This window comes from Staphylococcus sp. HMSC62B09, assembly GCF_001839115.1.
Lineage (GTDB): Bacteria > Bacillota > Bacilli > Staphylococcales > Staphylococcaceae > Staphylococcus > Staphylococcus haemolyticus.
The window spans coordinates 82,206-100,626 of record NZ_KV840085.1 but is presented as its reverse complement, the minus strand read 5'-3'; the positions used below and the strand labels follow the sequence as shown (position 1 = coordinate 100,626).

The following is an 18,421-nucleotide window of genomic DNA, read 5'->3' as shown; positions in this document are numbered from 1 at the left end:
ATTTTTGTATTCAAACATAAAAATTGGACTGATGGTTTTTAGTCATCAGTCCAATTTATTATAGACCCTAAAAAGTATAGTCATTTAACAAACAATGAATGATGATGCTAAAGAAAATTTTGAGAAGTATATTAAGAATGTATTTTAAAGTGTACTTGACCAAAATTTGACCAATTTTAATTTCTTCACAAAAATGGTCAAGTAAATTTAACTTTTCAAACATAAAAAAGAAGCTAAGGCAAGTGCCTTAACTCCTTGTATCCCTAAGTCTTTCCCCTTTTTGCTTAGCGATTAGTATTGTTTCATGTATTGATCGCGTTCCCATTCAGAAACTTGAGTTCTATAATAATCCCATTCAATTGATTTAGAGTTAATAAATTGGTTGTAAATGTGATTACCTAACGCTTTTTTAACTGTGTCATTTTCGCGCATAGCTTTTAATGCAGTGTAAAGTGTTGAAGGTAAATCTTGGATACCTACAGCTTCACGTTCTTCACGGTTCATTTCATAAATATTTTGGTTGACTGGTTCTGGGACTTTAGTTTTGTTCTTAATACCATCCAAACCAGCTTGTAGGATTGTTGCTAATGCCATGTAAGGGTTAGCAGCTGGGTCAACTGAACGTACTTCAATACGAGTTGATAAACCTCTTGAAGTAGGTACACGTACTAATGGAGAACGGTTTTTACCACTCCAAGCAATGTAACATGGCGCTTCGTAACCAGGTACTAAACGCTTATATGAATTAACTAATGGGTTACATACTGCTGTAAATCCACGTGCATTATTTAAGATGCCCGCAGTAAAGTGATAAGCATCTTCAGTTAATTGGTCTTTACCGTTTGGATCAAAGAATGCATTTTCTTTCCCTTTGAATAAAGATACGTTGAAGTGCATACCACTTCCATTTACACCAAATAATGGTTTTGGCATAAATGTCGCATGTAAATTATGTTTACGTGCAATTGTTTTAACAACTAATTTAAATGTTTGAATGTTGTCACATGCTGAAATTGCATCTGCATATTTGAAGTCAATTTCGTGTTGACCTGGTGCTACTTCATGGTGACTTGCTTCGATATCAAAGCCCATATCTTCTAATTCAAGGACGATGTCACGACGACAATTTTCACCTAAGTCAGTTGGTGCTAAGTCGAAGTAACCACCATTATCATTTAATTCTAATGTTGGTTCACCTTTTTCATCTAATTTGAATAAGAAGAATTCTGGTTCAGGCCCTAAGTTGAAATCTGTATAGCCCATATCTTCCATTTCTTTCAACACACGTTTTAGGTTGTTACGTGGATCACCAGCAAATGGTTCACCGTCAGTAGTATAAACATCACAAATTAAACGAGCTACTTTACCTTGACCGGCAGTCCATGGGAAGATAACCCAAGTATCTAAATCTGGGCATAAATACATGTCAGATTCTTCGATACGTACGAAACCTTCGATTGAAGATCCATCAAACATCATTTCATTATCTAACACTTTTTCTAATTGGCTTACTGGAACTTCAACATTTTTAATTGTGCCTAAGATATCAGTGAATTGTAATCTTAGATATCTTACGTTTTCTTCTTTTGCAAATTTACGAATGTCATCTTTACTAAATGTACGTTTAGGCATGGTAGAAATCCTCCAAAAATTTATTTAATAAACCGTGATAAATCGCCACGATTTATTGGCAAAGCTTCACCAGGTGGTTTCTGCGTTGCGTCTACAATCATTCTTTTTCTAATCTCTTGCTCATCTGATGTTAAATGCCCTTGATTATTAGTTATGATTTGTTTAATTCCTTTAAGGTTAAATCCCTTCTCAATCAAAGATTTAATTTCGAGGAGACGTTCTAAATCATTTAACGAGAATAATCGCTTATTTCCTTCTGTACGCTCGGGCATGACAAGTTCATGTGTTTCATAGTAGCGGATTTGTCTTGCAGTAAGTTCTGTTAATTTACAAACAACACTCATAGAGAACACGGCCATATTACGTCTGATTTTATCGTTAGACATTAATAACCTCACCTCTACTTTTGAACTTGATACTAATTTAGCATAGTTTAAAGCGTATTACAAAAATATGTCAGGTTTTCTTACATGTGATTTCAAAAGCTATATTTAATTGTAATTACAAGGTCTTTTATACCAGGTAATTTATATTGAATTATAAATTTTTCAAAAAATCCCTACTCAATTCAAGTAGGGATACATTTTTCTATATCAAGTTTTGTTCTTTTAAATAAGTAACTGCACGTGTAACAGCTAATTTAACATGTTCATATGTTAATCCGCCTTGTACATAAGCTTCATACGGTGGTCTAATAGGTCCATCTGCAGACAATTCAATTGAAGACCCTTGAACAAAAGTACCGGCTGCCATAATGACATCATCTTCATAACCAGGCATATAGCTTGGTTCTGGACTAAAATGAGCATTAATTGGTGAAGCATGTTGAATACTTTGGCAAAATGCTATCATTTGTTCTTTAGTATCAAATTGGACAGTTTGTATTAAATCAGTACGTTTAACATTATATTTAGGAACTGTTTTCATTTTCATTTTTTCAAGGAGTAAGCTTGTAAATAATGCACCTTTCAAACTTTGACTAACTACGTGTGGTGCTAGGAAGAATCCTTGATACATTTCTTGTAATGAATATAAAGAAGCGCCGGCCTCTTTACCGATACCAGGAGCTGTTAATCGATAACCACAACGTTCGATTAAATCTTTACGTCCGGCTATATAACCACCAATCTTAGCTAGACCACCGCCTGGGTTCTTGATTAGTGAACCTGCTATCAGATCTGCACCAACTTCAATAGGTTCACGTTCCTCGACAAATTCTCCATAACAGTTATCTACAAAAACAGTGACGTTCGGATATTGTTTTTTAATTGCATGAATAGCTGATTTAATTTCGTCAATAGTGATTGAAGGTCTTTGGTCGTATCCTTTGGAACGTTGAATTGCCACTACTTTTGTTTTGTTTGAAATGGTTTCAATTGTAGTATTTATATCTATTTGTCCATCTTTTAAAGGGACTTCTTTAAATTCGACACCGTGTTCTTTCAAGCTTTCAATGCCATTTCCATTTACCCCTATAACTTCAAGCAACGTATCATATGGACTTCCAGTAATATATAATAATTCATCTCCGTATTTAAGTGTACTTTGAAGTGCTAGAGTAATCGCATGTGTACCAGAAATGATTTGCGGGCGCACAATAGCATCTTCAGCTTTAAAAGTATGTGCATAGATTTCTTCCAAATGGTCCCGACCAAAATCATCATACCCATATCCTGTACTTCCAACTAAATCACTCTCGGTAGCTTTAACGTAATGAAAAGCATTCAGAACTTTTTCCTGATTACTATATGCAATTTCTTCTATTTCTTTAAAATATGGTACCAACGTCTTCTCTACGTCTTTAACCATTGATGTAATATCTGACATTTTCATATACTTCCTTTTATCATTTTTTATATCCAGTAATGACGTAAGTTTCATTTTCAGCATCAAAATTCATTTCTTCTATGAGTGTATGCTGCTTTAAGAAATAAAGTCTATCTGCGTTTGTACTAGGGACAATCTCTTCATAGAAACTCAGTGTTGATTTAACTTGATTTATTAAAAATGCCTTTACTTTTAATTTATCTTCTTCATCACGGCTAGAGACAAAGATGGATGTAGACGCAGGTAATGGTTTATCATCACTATCACCACATTGATCCTTCTTATTAAATATAACCGCTTGTGGTATTTGATTCATATCTAAATCATTAATCAATTGATTTACTGTATCATATTGAGAACGGTATTCTGGATGGCTTGCGTCAACAACATGTAATAATAAATCTGCACCTTTTGCTTCTTCTAAAGTTGATTTGAAGGCGGCAATCAAGGTCGTTGGTAACTTTTGAATGAAACCTACAGTATCTGAAATAATTAAATTAAATCCTTCATTTATTTGAATTTGACGTGTTTTAGGATCTAATGTTGCAAAGAGTAAATCTTTTTCAAAGGTTCCTTCGCCAGATAATACATTAAACCATGACGATTTCCCCGCATTCGTATAACCAACGAGTGCAATCTGAAAGACTTGATTTTGTTCACGTTTGCTACGATAACGTTCCCTGTGTTCCACTACAGTTTTTAATTGATGTTTAATTTCATTCATACGTGTTCGAATATGACGTCTGTCCATTTCTAACTTCGTTTCACCAGGACCACGTGTACCTATGCCACCACCTAGTCTTGATAAACTCTTACCATGTCCTTGAAGTCTTGGCAATAAATAATCTAATTGCGCTAATTCGACTTGTAATTTACCTTCGCGACTGCTAGCTCTTAAGGCAAATATTTCTAAAATCAATTGTGTTCTATCGATAATTTTAATGCCCAAATTATCATTTAATGTTTTTGATTGAGCGGTAGTTAACTCATCATTCGTTACTACGACGTCTATATCATGGAATTCAATAAAAGCTTTAAGTTCATCAATCTTACCTTTACCAACGTAATATTTATGATCGACTTGTTCTCTATTTTGAGTAACTTGTCCTTTAACATCTAGCTGACAAGTCAAAGATAGAGCTTCTAATTCTTCCATCGTTGAATCAAAATTAAATTCGTTATCATTTTGAGCATGTACACCGACTAATACAGCAGTTTCCAATTTTTTCTTTGTTTCATGAGTAATTTGCTGAGTCATGTTATACATCTCCTTCTTATATGTTTCTCAAATATTCTATCATAGTGTCTATGCAAAGACTATCCACTAAAATTATGTTACATTAAACTTATATCGAAAGGGTGATACTATGGAAAATATATATGATTTTGTTGTACAAAAGTCCAATGGTGAAGATTATAAATTAGAAGAATACAAAGGCAAAGTAATGTTAATCGTTAATACTGCTAGTGAATGTGGTTTCACGCCACAATTTGAAGGCTTACAAGCATTGTATGAAAAATACAAAGACCAAGGTTTTGTGATATTAGGTTTTCCATGTAATCAATTTGGTGGCCAAGAACCTGGTTCAGGTGCAGAAGCTAATCAAAACTGTAAAATTAATTACGGTGTGACTTTCCCTATCCATGAAAAAGTAGATGTCAAAGGTGAAAATCAACATCCTTTATTCCGCTACTTAACTGATGCAGCTAAAGGAATGTTAAGTGAAAAAATCAAATGGAACTTCACTAAATTCTTAGTTGATAGTGATGGTAACGTTGTAAGCCGTTTCTCACCTCAAAAGAAACCAGCACAAATCGAAAAAGATATTGAAAAATTATTATAGATATTGTTTTAATACAATAAAAAGCTTCATTATAGAGTGAAATAGCAACTCTATAATGAAGCTTTTTATATTACAAACATTCCTCTATTTGTCAAAAGTGCTAAAATTTGATGAGTTTATTACAAGTTACACTTTCATTAAGACCGTTGTCTACGCTCTTAAGAACTTGCAACGTTGCACTTTAATTACAACTTATTCTTCACTATTTACTGATTCTTCAGAATCTGAAATTTCAGTCTCTACAGTAAATGTGCTGATCGCATGTTTGTATATCAAATGTTGTTTACCTTGAGAAACTAAACTTACAACATATTTGTCAAAGTCTTCAATAACACCTTTCATTTGAAAGCCGTTTAAAAAGAAAACTGTAACTTCTGTTTGTTGTGATTTAAAGTTATCTAGTGCTTGATCTTGGATGTTGTGGTTTGCAATCATGTTTAGAACTCCTTTTATTTATTTGGGTTGTAATCTCATCTAACATCATTTGAAGTGGCATTGTCTCTCTATTAAACCATTGAACAGTCAATTTATTCTTGAACCATGTCAATTGTCGCTTAGCATATTGTCTAGAATGTTGTTTTAACGTTTCAACTGCTTGGTCTATTGATGACTCACCATTCACAACAGGTACCAGCTCTTTATAACCAATTGCTTGCATACTTTGAGTAGATTCATAACCCTGTTCTACTAGATTCTTCACTTCATTAAATAATCCGTGGCCCAACATAATATCTACACGTTTATTTATTCTTGAATATAATGTTTTGCGCGACATTTCAATCCCTATTAATAATGTATCATAATTTTCTGTAAATTGTTGTACTTTCTTGCGAGAACTTATAAGTTTTTTTGTATTTAAGTAATATTCAATCGCTCTAAGCACTCTTTTTCTATTATTTGGATGTATGTCTTTAGCAGATTGTGGATCAAATGTAGCTAAATAATCATGCACTTCTTGATTAGTTAATTGTTCTAATTTTTGTAATTGTAACTGTGTTTTCTGTTCAACTTCTTTTGAAACTGTCTCATCATCAAAAGGATAATCATATATTAACGATTGTATATATAACCCTGTTCCTCCTGCTATGATCGGTATCTTTCCTCTTGAAGTTATATCTTCTATTAGTGCTTGAGCTCGTAATTTGAAATCGTACACAGAAAATGAGTCATCTGGATTTAAAATATCAATCATATAATGAGGAATTCCATCCATCTCTTCATTAGTAACTTTAGCTGTACCAATGTCCATTTGTTTATAAACTTGCATGGAATCCCCACTAATGATTTCACCGTTAATTTGTTTAGCAAGTTCAATACTTAACTCTGTTTTACCTGATGCAGTTGGACCTACTATAACTACTAAAAACGGTTTATTGACGTTACTCAATAGTTATCCCTCACTTTATTTTTTTCTTTAACACTTGTTTTTGGATCCATTCAAACATATGACTCCAAATCATTTCTTTTTCATCTTCAAATAAAATTTCATGTCTTCTATTAGCATATAGTTGGACTGTTATATGATTTATTCCAGCACGTTTGAATTTCTTTCCTAATTTACGTATACCTTTCCCATAATCTCCAAATGGATCATCCTTACCAGAAATTAGAAGTATTGGTAATAGTTCATTCATTTTTTTAAGTTGATTATTATTAGCTGTACGTATCATATTCTTAACGGTTTGGTAAATTAATTGGTTTGACACTAAGAAACCAGTGTAATCATCCTTAACAAATTTTTTAATTTCATCGCGTTTAGATGATAGCCAATCACTACTTGTTTCAGGTTGGTCTATCTTTTTATTAAACGATTTATAAACAAATTGATTTACCCATTCTAGGCAACTGCGCTTCCCAAAAATTAAAGTTATTAATTTTAAAACGATGGTGGCTGGAATCCCTTTATATTTTGGATATTGACCAGTACCAGTGAGAATTAAACCTTGCGCAATATCTGGATATTTCTCTACAAATAAACGCGCAATAATTGAGCCCATTGAATGTCCCAAAACGATATATGGAATATTGTTATCTGAACCGTGAAGTGTTTGAGCTATTTCATATGCATCTTGTGCAATGATATTCATTTCATCGTAATGACCTCTTTCGTTTTCATCAATATCAATACCATGCCCTCGATGATTATGTCGAATAACATCATATCCTTGATGTGTTAAAGCTTGCACAAGTGCTTCATATCGATCCATATGCTCAGCCATACCGTGAAAAATATGGACGACACCAAATGTTGCAATCTTAGCCTTATCTACTTTTACTTCAATCATAGTGCCGTCTTCAACGGTAATTTTGAATGATTGTTGACTCACGCATATGCCTCCTTGTGAAATTATAACTTAATCCTTAAAGCTTATATTCTTTTTAATATACCTTTCATTCTTAATGTTATCAAATTGTTAGACTCATTTTAACAACTAAAGCTTTATAACATAAAATTACTTTATTTTATAAAAAATGAACTGAGATGAGCTTCATATTTAAGCTCCCTCAGTTCAGATATTAACTGCGAATTTGAAGTTTAAAATTAATTTACTAGTTAGTTAGCAGTATCATATTTGAATTTAATCAAAAATGTTAAATTTCAAAACATAAATACTAAATTTATTTTAATACTGCAAGTTGTTCATTTCCACGAGTTGCTTCTTCAATTGCAACATTAATTTCTTTAGTAAATTCGTTTTGTTGACTTTGTGTATAATTTAGTAATTTAGCAAGTTCTTCAACGACTGCATCTTTATATTGTTTAACTTCATTGATATTGAAATAAAGTTTACCAGATCTGCGAATTAAGAAATCAGTTGGTTTAAACACCATTTCATTTTGTACACTATATACTAACTCAACGTACAATTCTAATGGTAAATTTAAATCTTTGTCTTGTGCAATTTGTGCGATGTTAAATAGTTTATCTACGTTAGAACCATATTTAGAAGCTAAACGTTTGGCAACTTCGGCTTGAAGTCCAATCGCTTTACCTTCTTCAACTTTGCGTTCCACGAAACTTTCAAAGTTAGCGCTACCACCTACATCACCACCAGAAATTGGTGTATGTTTTGTTTTACATTCAGCAAATGTCAATTTATATTCTTGTTTCAAGCGCTTAGCTAATAAATCTACGATTTCAAGCGCCATATGACGATAACCTGTTAATTTACCACCAGCGATTGTTAATAAGCCTGATTTACCTTCCCAAATTTCATCTTTACGTGAAATTTCAGAAGGGTCTTTTCCATCTTCTAAAATTAAAGGTCTAACTCCTGCCCAAGTTGATTCGATATCTTCATCTTTCACATTAACATCTGGGAACATATAGTTAATCGCATCAATTAGATAATCTCTATCTTCCTGTGTTGTTAAAGGTTTTGTTTTGTCATTATCATAGAAAGTATCTGTAGTTCCAACGTATGCTTTACCTTCACGTGGAATTGCAAAGATCATTCGACCATCTTTTTCAGTGTCAAAATAAACAGCTTGTCTTAATGGAAACTTAGATTGATCAATGACTACATGGACACCTTTAGTTAAACGTAATTGTTTATTGTTACGTGTATAATCTTTTTTACGAACTTCATCTACCCAAGGGCCTGCTGCATTAATAACTTTTTTAGCGTTAATTTCATACATTTCACCAGTAAGTTGATCTTGAACTTCAATACCTCTTACTTTTGATTTAGAATCGTAAATGAAATCTGTAGATTTCGTGTGATTTAAAATCTCTGCACCATTTTCTTCAGCACGTTTCATAACTTCAATTGTTAAACGTGCATCATCAGTACGGTATTCAACGTAATAACCGCCACCTTTAAGTCCATCTTTTTTTACCAATGGCTCTTTATTTAATGTTTGTTTTTTGCTTAACATTTTCTTGCGTTCATATTTTTTTACGCCTGCTAAACGATCATAAGCAGTTAAACCTAAATTAGTTGTGAATTTACCAAACGTTCCGCCTTTGTGCATTGGTAATAACATCCATTCAGGAGTAGTTACATGAGGGCCATTTTCATAAACAATCGCACGTTCTTTACCCGTTTCAGCTACAACTTTGATTTGAGCTTGTTTTAAATATCTTAAACCACCGTGAACAAGTTTAGTAGAACGAGAACTTGTACCTTGAGCAAAATCTTGCATTTCTACTAAAGCTACTTTCATTCCTCGTTGAGACGCATCTAATGCAATACCTGCACCTGTAATACCGCCACCGATAATAACGACATCGTATTCTTCATTTTGTAAATTTTTCTTAATTACTTCTCTATTTAATGTTGATAAAGCCATAAATATACCCCTCCGATATTTTATTTATGCGAAAAAAGAGAGACCTATCCATACAGAATCAAACTGTATGTAACAGGTCTCTCAAATCTCGACTGATGTATTAACTTAATTTAATCATATCACACTTCAATAAACTAAGCCATGTTTAGAGATTAATCTTCCAATTTAAAGACCTGAGTAGCTTCAACTGCTTTTTTCCAACCTTTATATAACTTAGTTCTGTCTTCTTCAGACATCTGTGGTGTAAATTCTGTTTCTAATTGCCATCTATTTGCTATTTCATCTTTACTATCCCAGAAACCAACAGCTAAACCTGCTAAATAAGCTGCACCTAATGCTGTCGTTTCTTGTATTTCAGGGCGTTCTACAGCAGTATTTACAATATCAGCTTGGAATTGCATGATAAAGTTATTTTTAACTGCGCCACCGTCAACACGTAAATTGTTCACTTCAATCTTAGAGTCTTTAGACATAGCTTCCATAACATCACGAGTTTGATAGCATAAAGATTCTAAAGTCGCACGAATAAAGTGTTCTTTTTCAGTACCGCGACTTAAACCAAATATAGCACCTCTAGCTTCTGAATCCCAATAAGGTGTACCTAATCCTACAAATGCTGGTACGAAGTAAACATTATCTGTAGAATCAACACGTGTAGCATAATTCTCTGATTGAGGTGCAGAATTTATAATTCTTAATCCATCACGTAACCATTGAATTGCTGAACCTGAAACAAAGATAGAACCCTCAAGTGCATAATTGACTTTACCGTCTAAGCCGTATGCAATAGTAGTTAACAACCCACTTTCAGATTTAACTGGGGCTTCACCAGTATTCATTAACATAAAGCCGCCTGTACCATAAGTATTTTTAACATCTCCACGTTCGAAACAAGCTTGTCCAAATAGTGCTGCTTGTTGGTCACCAGCAATACCTGAAATCGGTACCTCTTGACCGAAGAAATGATAATCTTTAGTGTGAGCGTAAATTTCACTAGATTCTTTAACTTCCGGTAATAATTGTTTAGGTACATTTAATAAATCAAGTAGCTCATCATCCCATTTTAAATCGTAAATATTATACATTAAAGTACGACTAGCATTTGAATAATCTGTAATATGTGCTTCTCCACCAGATAACTTCCAAACTAGCCATGTATCAATTGTACCGAATAATAAATCACCATTTTCAGCTTTTTCTCTAGCTCCATCAACATTATCAAGAATCCATTTAACTTTTGTACCAGCGAAGTAAGGATCTAACAATAATCCAGTTTTATTGCGGAATGTTTCTTCATGACCTTGTTCCTTTAATTCATGACAAATTGATTGTGTTTGACGGGATTGCCAAACAATTGCATGGTATATTGGACGTCCAGTATTTTTATCCCAAATAACTGTAGTTTCACGTTGGTTGGTAATTCCAATACCCTCAATTTGGTCAGCGTTAATTTCATTTTCATTTAATACTTCAGTCATAACTGCTAATACCGAAGTCCAAATTTCATTAGCATCGTGCTCTACCCAACCTGATTTAGGGAAGTATTGCTTAAATTCTCTTTGTGCAACACCTTTAATATCGCCTTCTTTATCAAATAGAATGGCTCTTGAACTTGTTGTTCCTTGGTCAATCGACATGATGTATTTTTCCATAAATTTTCTCCCTTTCTGCTATGTGAATAAAAACATTTATTTTTTAATTTTGAATAATAAGGAAGTGTACTATATGTATAGCACTTTTCCAAAAAAATTAACCACTAATTTAAGATATTTATTAAATTAATAAATAGACTCAATATCATTTGATTTATTAGATTTGTTTAAAACTAAACCTAATACTAATGTTGCTATTACTAGTAAAATACCTACCGCACAAATTAAATCAAATTGACCTTTATAAAATACTTTATAAATAACTGCTCCAAGCATACCTCCAGCTATAGGTCCTAATACAGGTACTATCGCGTATCCCCAATTAGAACCACCTTTACCTGCAATTGGTAATATAGCATGAGCGATTCTTGGTCCTAAATCACGTGCTGGATTAATTGCATATCCAGTCGGACCACCTAAGCTTAAGCCAATAGCCACGATTAAGCCACCAACAATAAGTGGATTCATTCCATCTGCAATTTTATTTACACCGATAAATAAGATACCTAAACATAAGATTGCTGTACCAATAATCTCACTTAAAAAGTTTGCAAAATAATTTTTAATAGCAGGTGCTGTAGAGAATACGCCTAACTTTGCACCCTGATCTTCAGTTGCCTTCCAATGTGGTAAATACATTAACCAAACTAATACACCGCCAAAGATACCTCCAAGCATTTGACAGATAATATAGCCAGGTACTTGAGCCCAACTAAAACTTCCATCCATCGCTAAAGCAATTGAAACCGCTGGATTTAAATGTGCACCTGAAAACTTACCAACTGCGTATGCGCCCATTGACACGGCTAATCCCCAACCTGCTGCAATTACTATCCAATCAGAATCCTGTCCAGCACTTCGCTTTAAATTGACGTTGGCACAAACGCCACCACCGAAAAGGATAAGAATAGCAGTACCAATAAATTCTGCTAAATATACATTCATGACGAATCCTCCTATAAGACAAAAAGATTCCTACAAAAGCGCTAATAAAGGCATTGCAGAAATCTCTTCGTCTCTTAATCTAATATTAACTTGTTTAAATCATACAAAAAGTTTGTAAGCGTTGTCAATACTTTTGTTAAAAATTTGTCACATTTAAATTGTTTGAAAAATTGTTATGATCGTTTTTTTAAGATTTTAAATTACAGCAAAATTATTAACGATGATGTTTACCATAATAAACGATTGCTTGTTGTAACGTAACTTGCCCCGCTATCAAGTGCTTGAGCAATTTCACTTTCTTCATTAATTAAACCACCTGCTATAACTTTTGAAGGGGTTTCTTCATCAATAATTTTAACTACTTTATGTGCAATCCCAGGTAATACTTCAATGAAATCTGGTTCAACCTTCTTAATTAAGTTGATACTTCTACTTAATGCTTGGCTGTCTATAATAAACACCCTAAAAATCGTTAACTTATTTAACGATTTAGCCTTCTGAATTACTTTAGATTTGGTAGAAACGATCCCTTTAGGATTATAAGTTTGAATTATATACTCACAAGCAAATTCATCGACAGCCATTCCTTTAATTAAATCAATATGAATATAAGTTTCAATTTGATTCGCTTTAAGCAATGCCATAACACTTTTCAAATGACCGATATGCATATCTAATAATACGCATATCTTATAATCTGTTTTTATTAATTTCTCTAAATCTTTCATGTTGCGTATCGCTGGTAAAACATATTCCTTCATGCGGCATTTTCCTCTCTACATTACACGTTTAAATAGTTTTTCAAGTTCATAATTTGAGAAATTGATAATTATAGGTCTGCCATGAGGACAAGTGAATGGATCTTCTGCTTCACGTAACTGATCTATCAAATCCGCCATTTCATTATTTTTTAAATAATGATTTGCTTTTATTGATTTTTTGCAACTCATCATGATGGCAGCATCTTCACGCATTTTTTTAACATTTACTTTTTTATCGTTTAATACTAACTCAACCATATCTTGAATAATTTCTTCAGCTTCAGCTTTTGGGAACCAAACTGGGTAACTATTAACGATATAATCATGACCGCCAAAGTGCTCCAAATGAACACCCACTTTGTCTAATTCATCTTGATATTGATCAATAATCATTTGTTCATCTTTTGAAAAGTGGAATGTTAGGGGTATTAATAAATCTTGAACTTCATTAGTCACTTCGCCAATTTTTTCTCTAAAATATTCATATTTGATACGTTCTTGTGCAGCATGCTGATCTATCATAAACATGCCATTCTCATTTTGAGCAATGATATAAGTGCCATGCACTTGTCCTACGACTTCCATATATGGAACGCGTCGAGATGGTGTGTTACTCACTTTACCTTTAATATCATTATTATCTTGCTGACTGTATAATGTTTGATAAGATTTCGATGACGCTTCATCACTATTGTTTTGTTCAGTTACAACTTCTTCTGAATCGTTTGTAGATTCGTCATTTAATGATGATGCATCACCTTTGTCTAAATCATTCAAAATTTCTTTTTGAATTTGGAAGTAATCTTTGTCATCTGAACGTTTATTATTATGTACGAAGCTTTCCGTACTTTCATTAATTAACTCATTATTATCTAAATTTGGATTTTGTACTTCAGATTCACTCATATCATAATATTGAGAATTTGTTTTGTCTTGATTAGAGTTACGATGCCTTCTTTCAAAGTCTAATTTTTGTTGTTCAAATTGATTTAAGACTTTATTTTTTTTAGGCGTTCTATCCAAATCGTTCTGTGGAATTAAAATTCTATCCTTGAATGCATAACGTATTTTCTCAACTATTAATTGATACAATTGCTCTTCCTTTGATAATCTGACTTCTAATTTAGTTGGATGGACGTTCACATCTACTAATATAGGATCCATTTCTATGTTTAAATAACATATCGGGTAGCGTCCTATTGTCAGTAATGTATGATAACCTTCAATAATAGCTTTATTTAGTACAAAATTTTTAATATATCTTCCATTTATAAAAATTGATATATAATGTTTGTTACTTCTTGAGTGTTCTGGCTTAGCCACAAAGCCTTCAAGGTGATAATCGCTTGTATCACCTTGAATGTGCACTAAATCTTTAGCTACTTTAATACCATAAATCTCTGCCATAACCTCATTTGTTTTACCTGAACCATTCGTTTTTAATAACGTTTTTCCATCAGATATTAATGAAATTCGTATATCAGGATGACTCATTGCCATCCGATTCACAATATCTGTAATTTTACCTAACTCTGTGTATAAGCTTTTAATATATTTTAAGCGAGCTGGTGTATTGTAGAAAAGTGATGAAACAGTAATATCTGTACCTTTTTTAGCTTTAGCAGGTTTACGACTTAAAATCTCTCCGTTTTCTGCATAGATTTCATATCCATTTTCTCTATCAGTGCAAGTTTTAAGTGTGACTTTAGCAACTGAAGATATACTTGCTAATGCCTCTCCACGAAATCCTAACGTTCTGATATGAAATAAATCGTCATCGTCATCTAATTTACTCGTGGCATGTCTATGAAACACTAAATCTAAATCATCTTGTTCTATTCCAGTACCATTATCTACTACTCTAATTGAGGATATACCTGATTGTTCTACCGCAATATTAATTTCTGTCGATTTAGCATCGATTGCATTTTCTAGCAATTCTTTCACAACTGAGCTTGGACGCTCTACTACTTCGCCTGCTGCTATTTTATTAGCTAAAGAGGTTTGTAGTTCTTTAATTTTGCCCATTTTCAAACACCTCTATCTCAATTGGTTTTGTAATTCACTTAGTTTTAGTAATGCTTCAATAGGAGTCATGTTTGATATATTAAGATTTTTAATCTGTTCCTCAATTTTACTAGTCATTGTTTCTGAATCAAATAAATCGAAAGACGCTTGCTCAAATTCATTCTCATTTGCATACTTTGTTGTTTGAGACTTTTTATCATTGTTATTTGCATTTTGTGCGTCATCATCTGCAAACCCTTCCACTGAGGCTGAATCTTTAAGAACAGTAATGTTAGAATACTCTTCATTATCAGAAGCCTTTTGACTTTGTTCAAAAGCATCTAATATAACTTGTGCACGGTTAATAACTTCATCTGGCAAGTTAGCTAGTTTCGCTACTTGAATACCATAACTATCATCTACAGCACCATCTTTTACTTTATGTAAGAAGATTAATTCACCTTGATATTCATCTGCAGCCACATGAACATTTTTAAGATTTGGTAGTTCTTGATCTAAAGTCGTAAGTTCATGATAGTGTGTTGAGAATAAAGTTTTCGCATGAGATGTTTGAGCAACATACTCAATCATTGCTTGAGCTAACGCTAGCCCATCATATGTTGAAGTTCCTCTACCAATTTCATCGAAGATTATTAAACTATCTTCTGTTGCATAAGTTAATGCTTTTTGTGCTTCTAACATCTCTACCATAAATGTACTTTTTCCTGATACTAAATCATCTGCAGCACCTATACGAGTGAATATTTGATCAAATATTGGTAATTCTGCTTTATCACAAGGAACATAAGCTCCCATTTGAGCCATGATGCTTATGATTGCTACTTGTCTCATGTAAGTTGACTTACCAGACATGTTAGGGCCAGTTATTAGATATATAAAGTTATCTTTATCTAATTTACAGTCATTAGGTACATAGTCATTGTAGTCCATCACACGTTCAACAACAGGATGGCGAGAGTTCTCTAAGCTTAGCGTTTTATTATCACTAAATTCAGGTTTAACATAGTTGTATTTTTGTGCAATTTCAGCAAAACTTTGTAGGCAGTCAAGTTCAGAAATGATTTTAGCCTGTTTTTGTAGTCTTTCAGTGTACGTTTTAATGTGTTCTCTTAGGCGAACAAATAGTTGATATTCAAGATCTACCGCTTTATCTTCTGCACCTAAAATAATATCTTCTTTTTCTTTCAATTCATCTGTAATGAAGCGTTCAGCATTGGACAATGTTTGTTTACGATGATAGCCAAATTTACTAGGTTCAAATCCTTGTAAATTTGCTCGTGTAATTTCTATAAAATAACCAAACACTTTGTTAAAACTAATTTTAAGAGATTTAATACCTGTACGCTCTCTTTCTTTAGCTTGTAATTGTGCTAACCAATCTTTTCCATTTTTAGAAGCTTCTAAGTATTCATCTAATTGTTTACTAAAGCCTTGTTTAAATAGACCACCATCCTTAATGGAAATAGGCGGTTCTTCGATTAAACTATCTTCTAACACTTGTAATAAGTCTTCTAATGGTTCAAGGGAACTAAATTGATATGATGCTACGTCATTCATACTTTCAAGTAAAGATTTAATATTAGGTATCTCTGAAATTGAATGTTTAAGTTGAATTAAATCACGCGCATTGACATTGCCATAACTGACACGGCCAACAAGTCTTTCTATATCATATACTTGATTTAAATATCCTCGTAATGTGTCTCTCTCAATAAAGTGATTCATGAATGATTCTACTACACTTAGTCTTTCTTCAATTCTTTCTTTATTGATTAATGGTCTGTCTATCCATTGCTTAAGGCGACGTGCTCCCATCGGCGTTTTAGTTTCATCCATTAACCATAAAAGTGTTCCTTTTTTAGATTTTAATCTAATACTTTCGGTTAATTCTAAATTTCTTTTGGCATAGTAGTCCATCTTCATAAAATCCACTGCAGCATACGTTATTGCAGTTTCTATGTGAGACAAATCTCGTTTTTGAGTATGATAAACATAATCGAGTAATAGTTGTGTTGCTAGATACATATGATTATTAGTTAATTGATTCACTTCATAGCTTGCATCGGAAATAGATTCTCTAATTGTTATAGTTTCTGTAGTTAAATAGATTTGCTTTTTAAAATTTTCATCAATTTCTTGGTTAACAACGATTTCATTAGGATTAATAGTTACAATTTCATTAATCAATGTATCTTGATCTTCAATTTGAGTGGCTTTTAACTCTCCTGTAGAAATATCACAATAGCTAAGGGCGTAGTTACTATCTTGTTTAATGAAACTTAAAATGTAGTTATTTTGATTTTCATCCATACCACCTTGTTCCATGACTGTTCCAGGTGTTACAACTCTAACTACTTCACGTTTTACCATACCTTTAGTTTGTTTAGGATCTTCCATTTGTTCACAAATTGCTACTTTATAACCATTATTTATCAATGTTTCAATATAGCTATTAGCGGAATGATACGGAACGCCACACATAGGTATTGGATTCTCTTTTTTAGCATCTCTTTTAGTTAATGTAATTTCTAATACCCTTGACGCTTCTTTAGCATCTTCAAAAAACATTTCATAAAAATCGCCTAATCTGAAGAATAATAAGCAATCTTGATATTGCGATTTAATTTTTAAATATTGTTGCATCATCGGTGTCGTGTTAGACATATTTTCACAACCTTACTAATTTTTTCCGATTTATTACATGCTTTTAACTCATATATTTTAACATATGAAATGTTACAACGCTCGTGAGTTCATGTTATTGATGTTATTTATTTTTTAGAGTTTAGTTAAAAAATGATTCATCTTAATTTACAAATAAAAAGATTATCACAACAAAATATAGAACACATACGTTTCATAAACGACTGTACTTTATTTTGGAATGATAATCTCAAATCAACTAAATCAATCTCTTATTTCCAAATTATTATTTTTTAAATCTATCTAGTAAACCTCTTTTTTTCAACATTATAAGTAAGAAATAACTAATAGCAGCTCCGATAAAACTTGAAATAATAAATGCTATCATTAAGGGTTTGACGAAGAAATCTTGCATACCTAAAACCCACGCCATTGGTATGCATAAAAGACTTCCTATAATGCCTGTACCAATTACTTCACCAACAGCAGCCATAAAGATATGTTTTCTATACATATAGAATACACTAGCCAATAGCACGCCAATCATACTTCCAGGAAATGCAAAAAAACTACCAGTACCAAATAAATTTCTTATGATTGATGAAATTAATGCTTGGGCTAAACCGTACCATGGCCCTACAAATACTGCACATAACACATTGATGAAATGTTGAACAGGTGCTGCTTTGACAGGACCTAAGGGTATGATAATAATACTGCTTAATACAACATTAGTGGCAATTAACAGTGCAGTAAGTGTCAATTTTCTATTGTTCATAGTGCTTATCCCTTTCTT

General features: G+C 32.7%; 15 protein-coding genes. 1 reads left to right on the top strand and 14 read right to left on the bottom strand.

Going from position 1 to position 18,421, the window contains the following annotated elements:
- Positions 1–291: 291 nt before the first annotated feature.
- The 4 genes from glnA to hflX form a co-directional block, all read right to left on the bottom strand.
- On the bottom strand, positions 292–1,632 hold the full coding sequence (gene glnA, locus HMPREF3265_RS01030) for a type I glutamate--ammonia ligase (RefSeq protein ID WP_070439935.1): 1,341 nt from the start codon (positions 1,630–1,632) through the stop codon (positions 292–294).
- Positions 1,633–1,652: 20 nt separating this feature from the next.
- Positions 1,653–2,018, bottom strand: coding sequence for a MerR family transcriptional regulator (locus HMPREF3265_RS01025; protein WP_011275891.1), 366 nt, complete (start codon positions 2,016–2,018; stop codon positions 1,653–1,655).
- Between the two features lie 202 nt (positions 2,019–2,220).
- A complete protein-coding gene (locus tag HMPREF3265_RS01020) occupies positions 2,221–3,459 on the bottom strand; it encodes a methionine gamma-lyase family protein (protein WP_070860859.1) in 1,239 nt (412 codons plus the stop codon).
- Positions 3,460–3,478: 19 nt separating this feature from the next.
- Positions 3,479–4,717, bottom strand: coding sequence for a GTPase HflX (gene hflX / locus HMPREF3265_RS01015; protein WP_070860858.1), 1,239 nt, complete (start codon positions 4,715–4,717; stop codon positions 3,479–3,481).
- 109 nt (positions 4,718–4,826) lie between these two features.
- Between hflX and HMPREF3265_RS01010 the strand changes: the two genes are divergently transcribed.
- A complete protein-coding gene (locus tag HMPREF3265_RS01010) occupies positions 4,827–5,303 on the top strand; it encodes a glutathione peroxidase (RefSeq protein WP_037551583.1) in 477 nt (158 codons plus the stop codon).
- A gap of 192 nt (positions 5,304–5,495) precedes the next feature.
- Here HMPREF3265_RS01010 and hfq read toward each other — a convergent pair whose 3' ends face one another.
- From hfq to thiW, 10 genes are all read right to left on the bottom strand, one after another.
- Positions 5,496–5,738 (bottom strand): RNA chaperone Hfq, encoded by a 243-nt coding sequence (gene hfq, locus HMPREF3265_RS01005; RefSeq protein ID WP_070439942.1) that lies wholly within the window; start codon positions 5,736–5,738, stop codon positions 5,496–5,498.
- Positions 5,698–6,690, bottom strand: coding sequence for a tRNA (adenosine(37)-N6)-dimethylallyltransferase MiaA (gene miaA, locus HMPREF3265_RS01000; RefSeq protein ID WP_070581171.1), 993 nt, complete (start codon positions 6,688–6,690; stop codon positions 5,698–5,700). The genes hfq and miaA overlap by 41 nt, the downstream gene beginning before the upstream one ends.
- A 10-nt stretch (positions 6,691–6,700) precedes the next feature.
- Positions 6,701–7,630 (bottom strand): alpha/beta fold hydrolase, encoded by a 930-nt coding sequence (locus HMPREF3265_RS00995; RefSeq protein ID WP_070860857.1) that lies wholly within the window; start codon positions 7,628–7,630, stop codon positions 6,701–6,703.
- A 292-nt stretch (positions 7,631–7,922) separates the two neighbouring features.
- Positions 7,923–9,596, bottom strand: a complete 1,674-nt coding sequence (locus tag HMPREF3265_RS00990; protein WP_070860856.1) for a glycerol-3-phosphate dehydrogenase/oxidase — start codon at positions 9,594–9,596, stop codon at positions 7,923–7,925.
- Positions 9,597–9,748: 152 nt separating this feature from the next.
- Positions 9,749–11,248, bottom strand: a complete 1,500-nt coding sequence (gene glpK / locus HMPREF3265_RS00985) for a glycerol kinase GlpK (protein ID WP_070439950.1) — start codon at positions 11,246–11,248, stop codon at positions 9,749–9,751.
- Positions 11,249–11,374: 126 nt separating this feature from the next.
- Entirely contained in the window at positions 11,375–12,193 is an 819-nt protein-coding gene (locus HMPREF3265_RS00980; RefSeq protein WP_011275900.1) for an MIP/aquaporin family protein, read from the bottom strand.
- Between the two features lie 227 nt (positions 12,194–12,420).
- Complete coding sequence (locus tag HMPREF3265_RS00975; RefSeq protein ID WP_037551589.1) at positions 12,421–12,954, bottom strand: glycerol-3-phosphate responsive antiterminator; 534 nt, start codon at positions 12,952–12,954, stop codon at positions 12,421–12,423.
- A gap of 15 nt (positions 12,955–12,969) precedes the next feature.
- Positions 12,970–14,982, bottom strand: a complete 2,013-nt coding sequence (gene mutL, locus HMPREF3265_RS00970; RefSeq protein ID WP_070860855.1) for a DNA mismatch repair endonuclease MutL — start codon at positions 14,980–14,982, stop codon at positions 12,970–12,972.
- 12 nt (positions 14,983–14,994) lie between these two features.
- Complete coding sequence (mutS, locus tag HMPREF3265_RS00965; RefSeq protein ID WP_070860854.1) at positions 14,995–17,646, bottom strand: DNA mismatch repair protein MutS; 2,652 nt, start codon at positions 17,644–17,646, stop codon at positions 14,995–14,997.
- Positions 17,647–17,911: 265 nt separating this feature from the next.
- Positions 17,912–18,403, bottom strand: a complete 492-nt coding sequence (gene thiW, locus HMPREF3265_RS00960; RefSeq protein ID WP_011275904.1) for an energy coupling factor transporter S component ThiW — start codon at positions 18,401–18,403, stop codon at positions 17,912–17,914.
- Positions 18,404–18,421 lie beyond the last annotated feature (18 nt).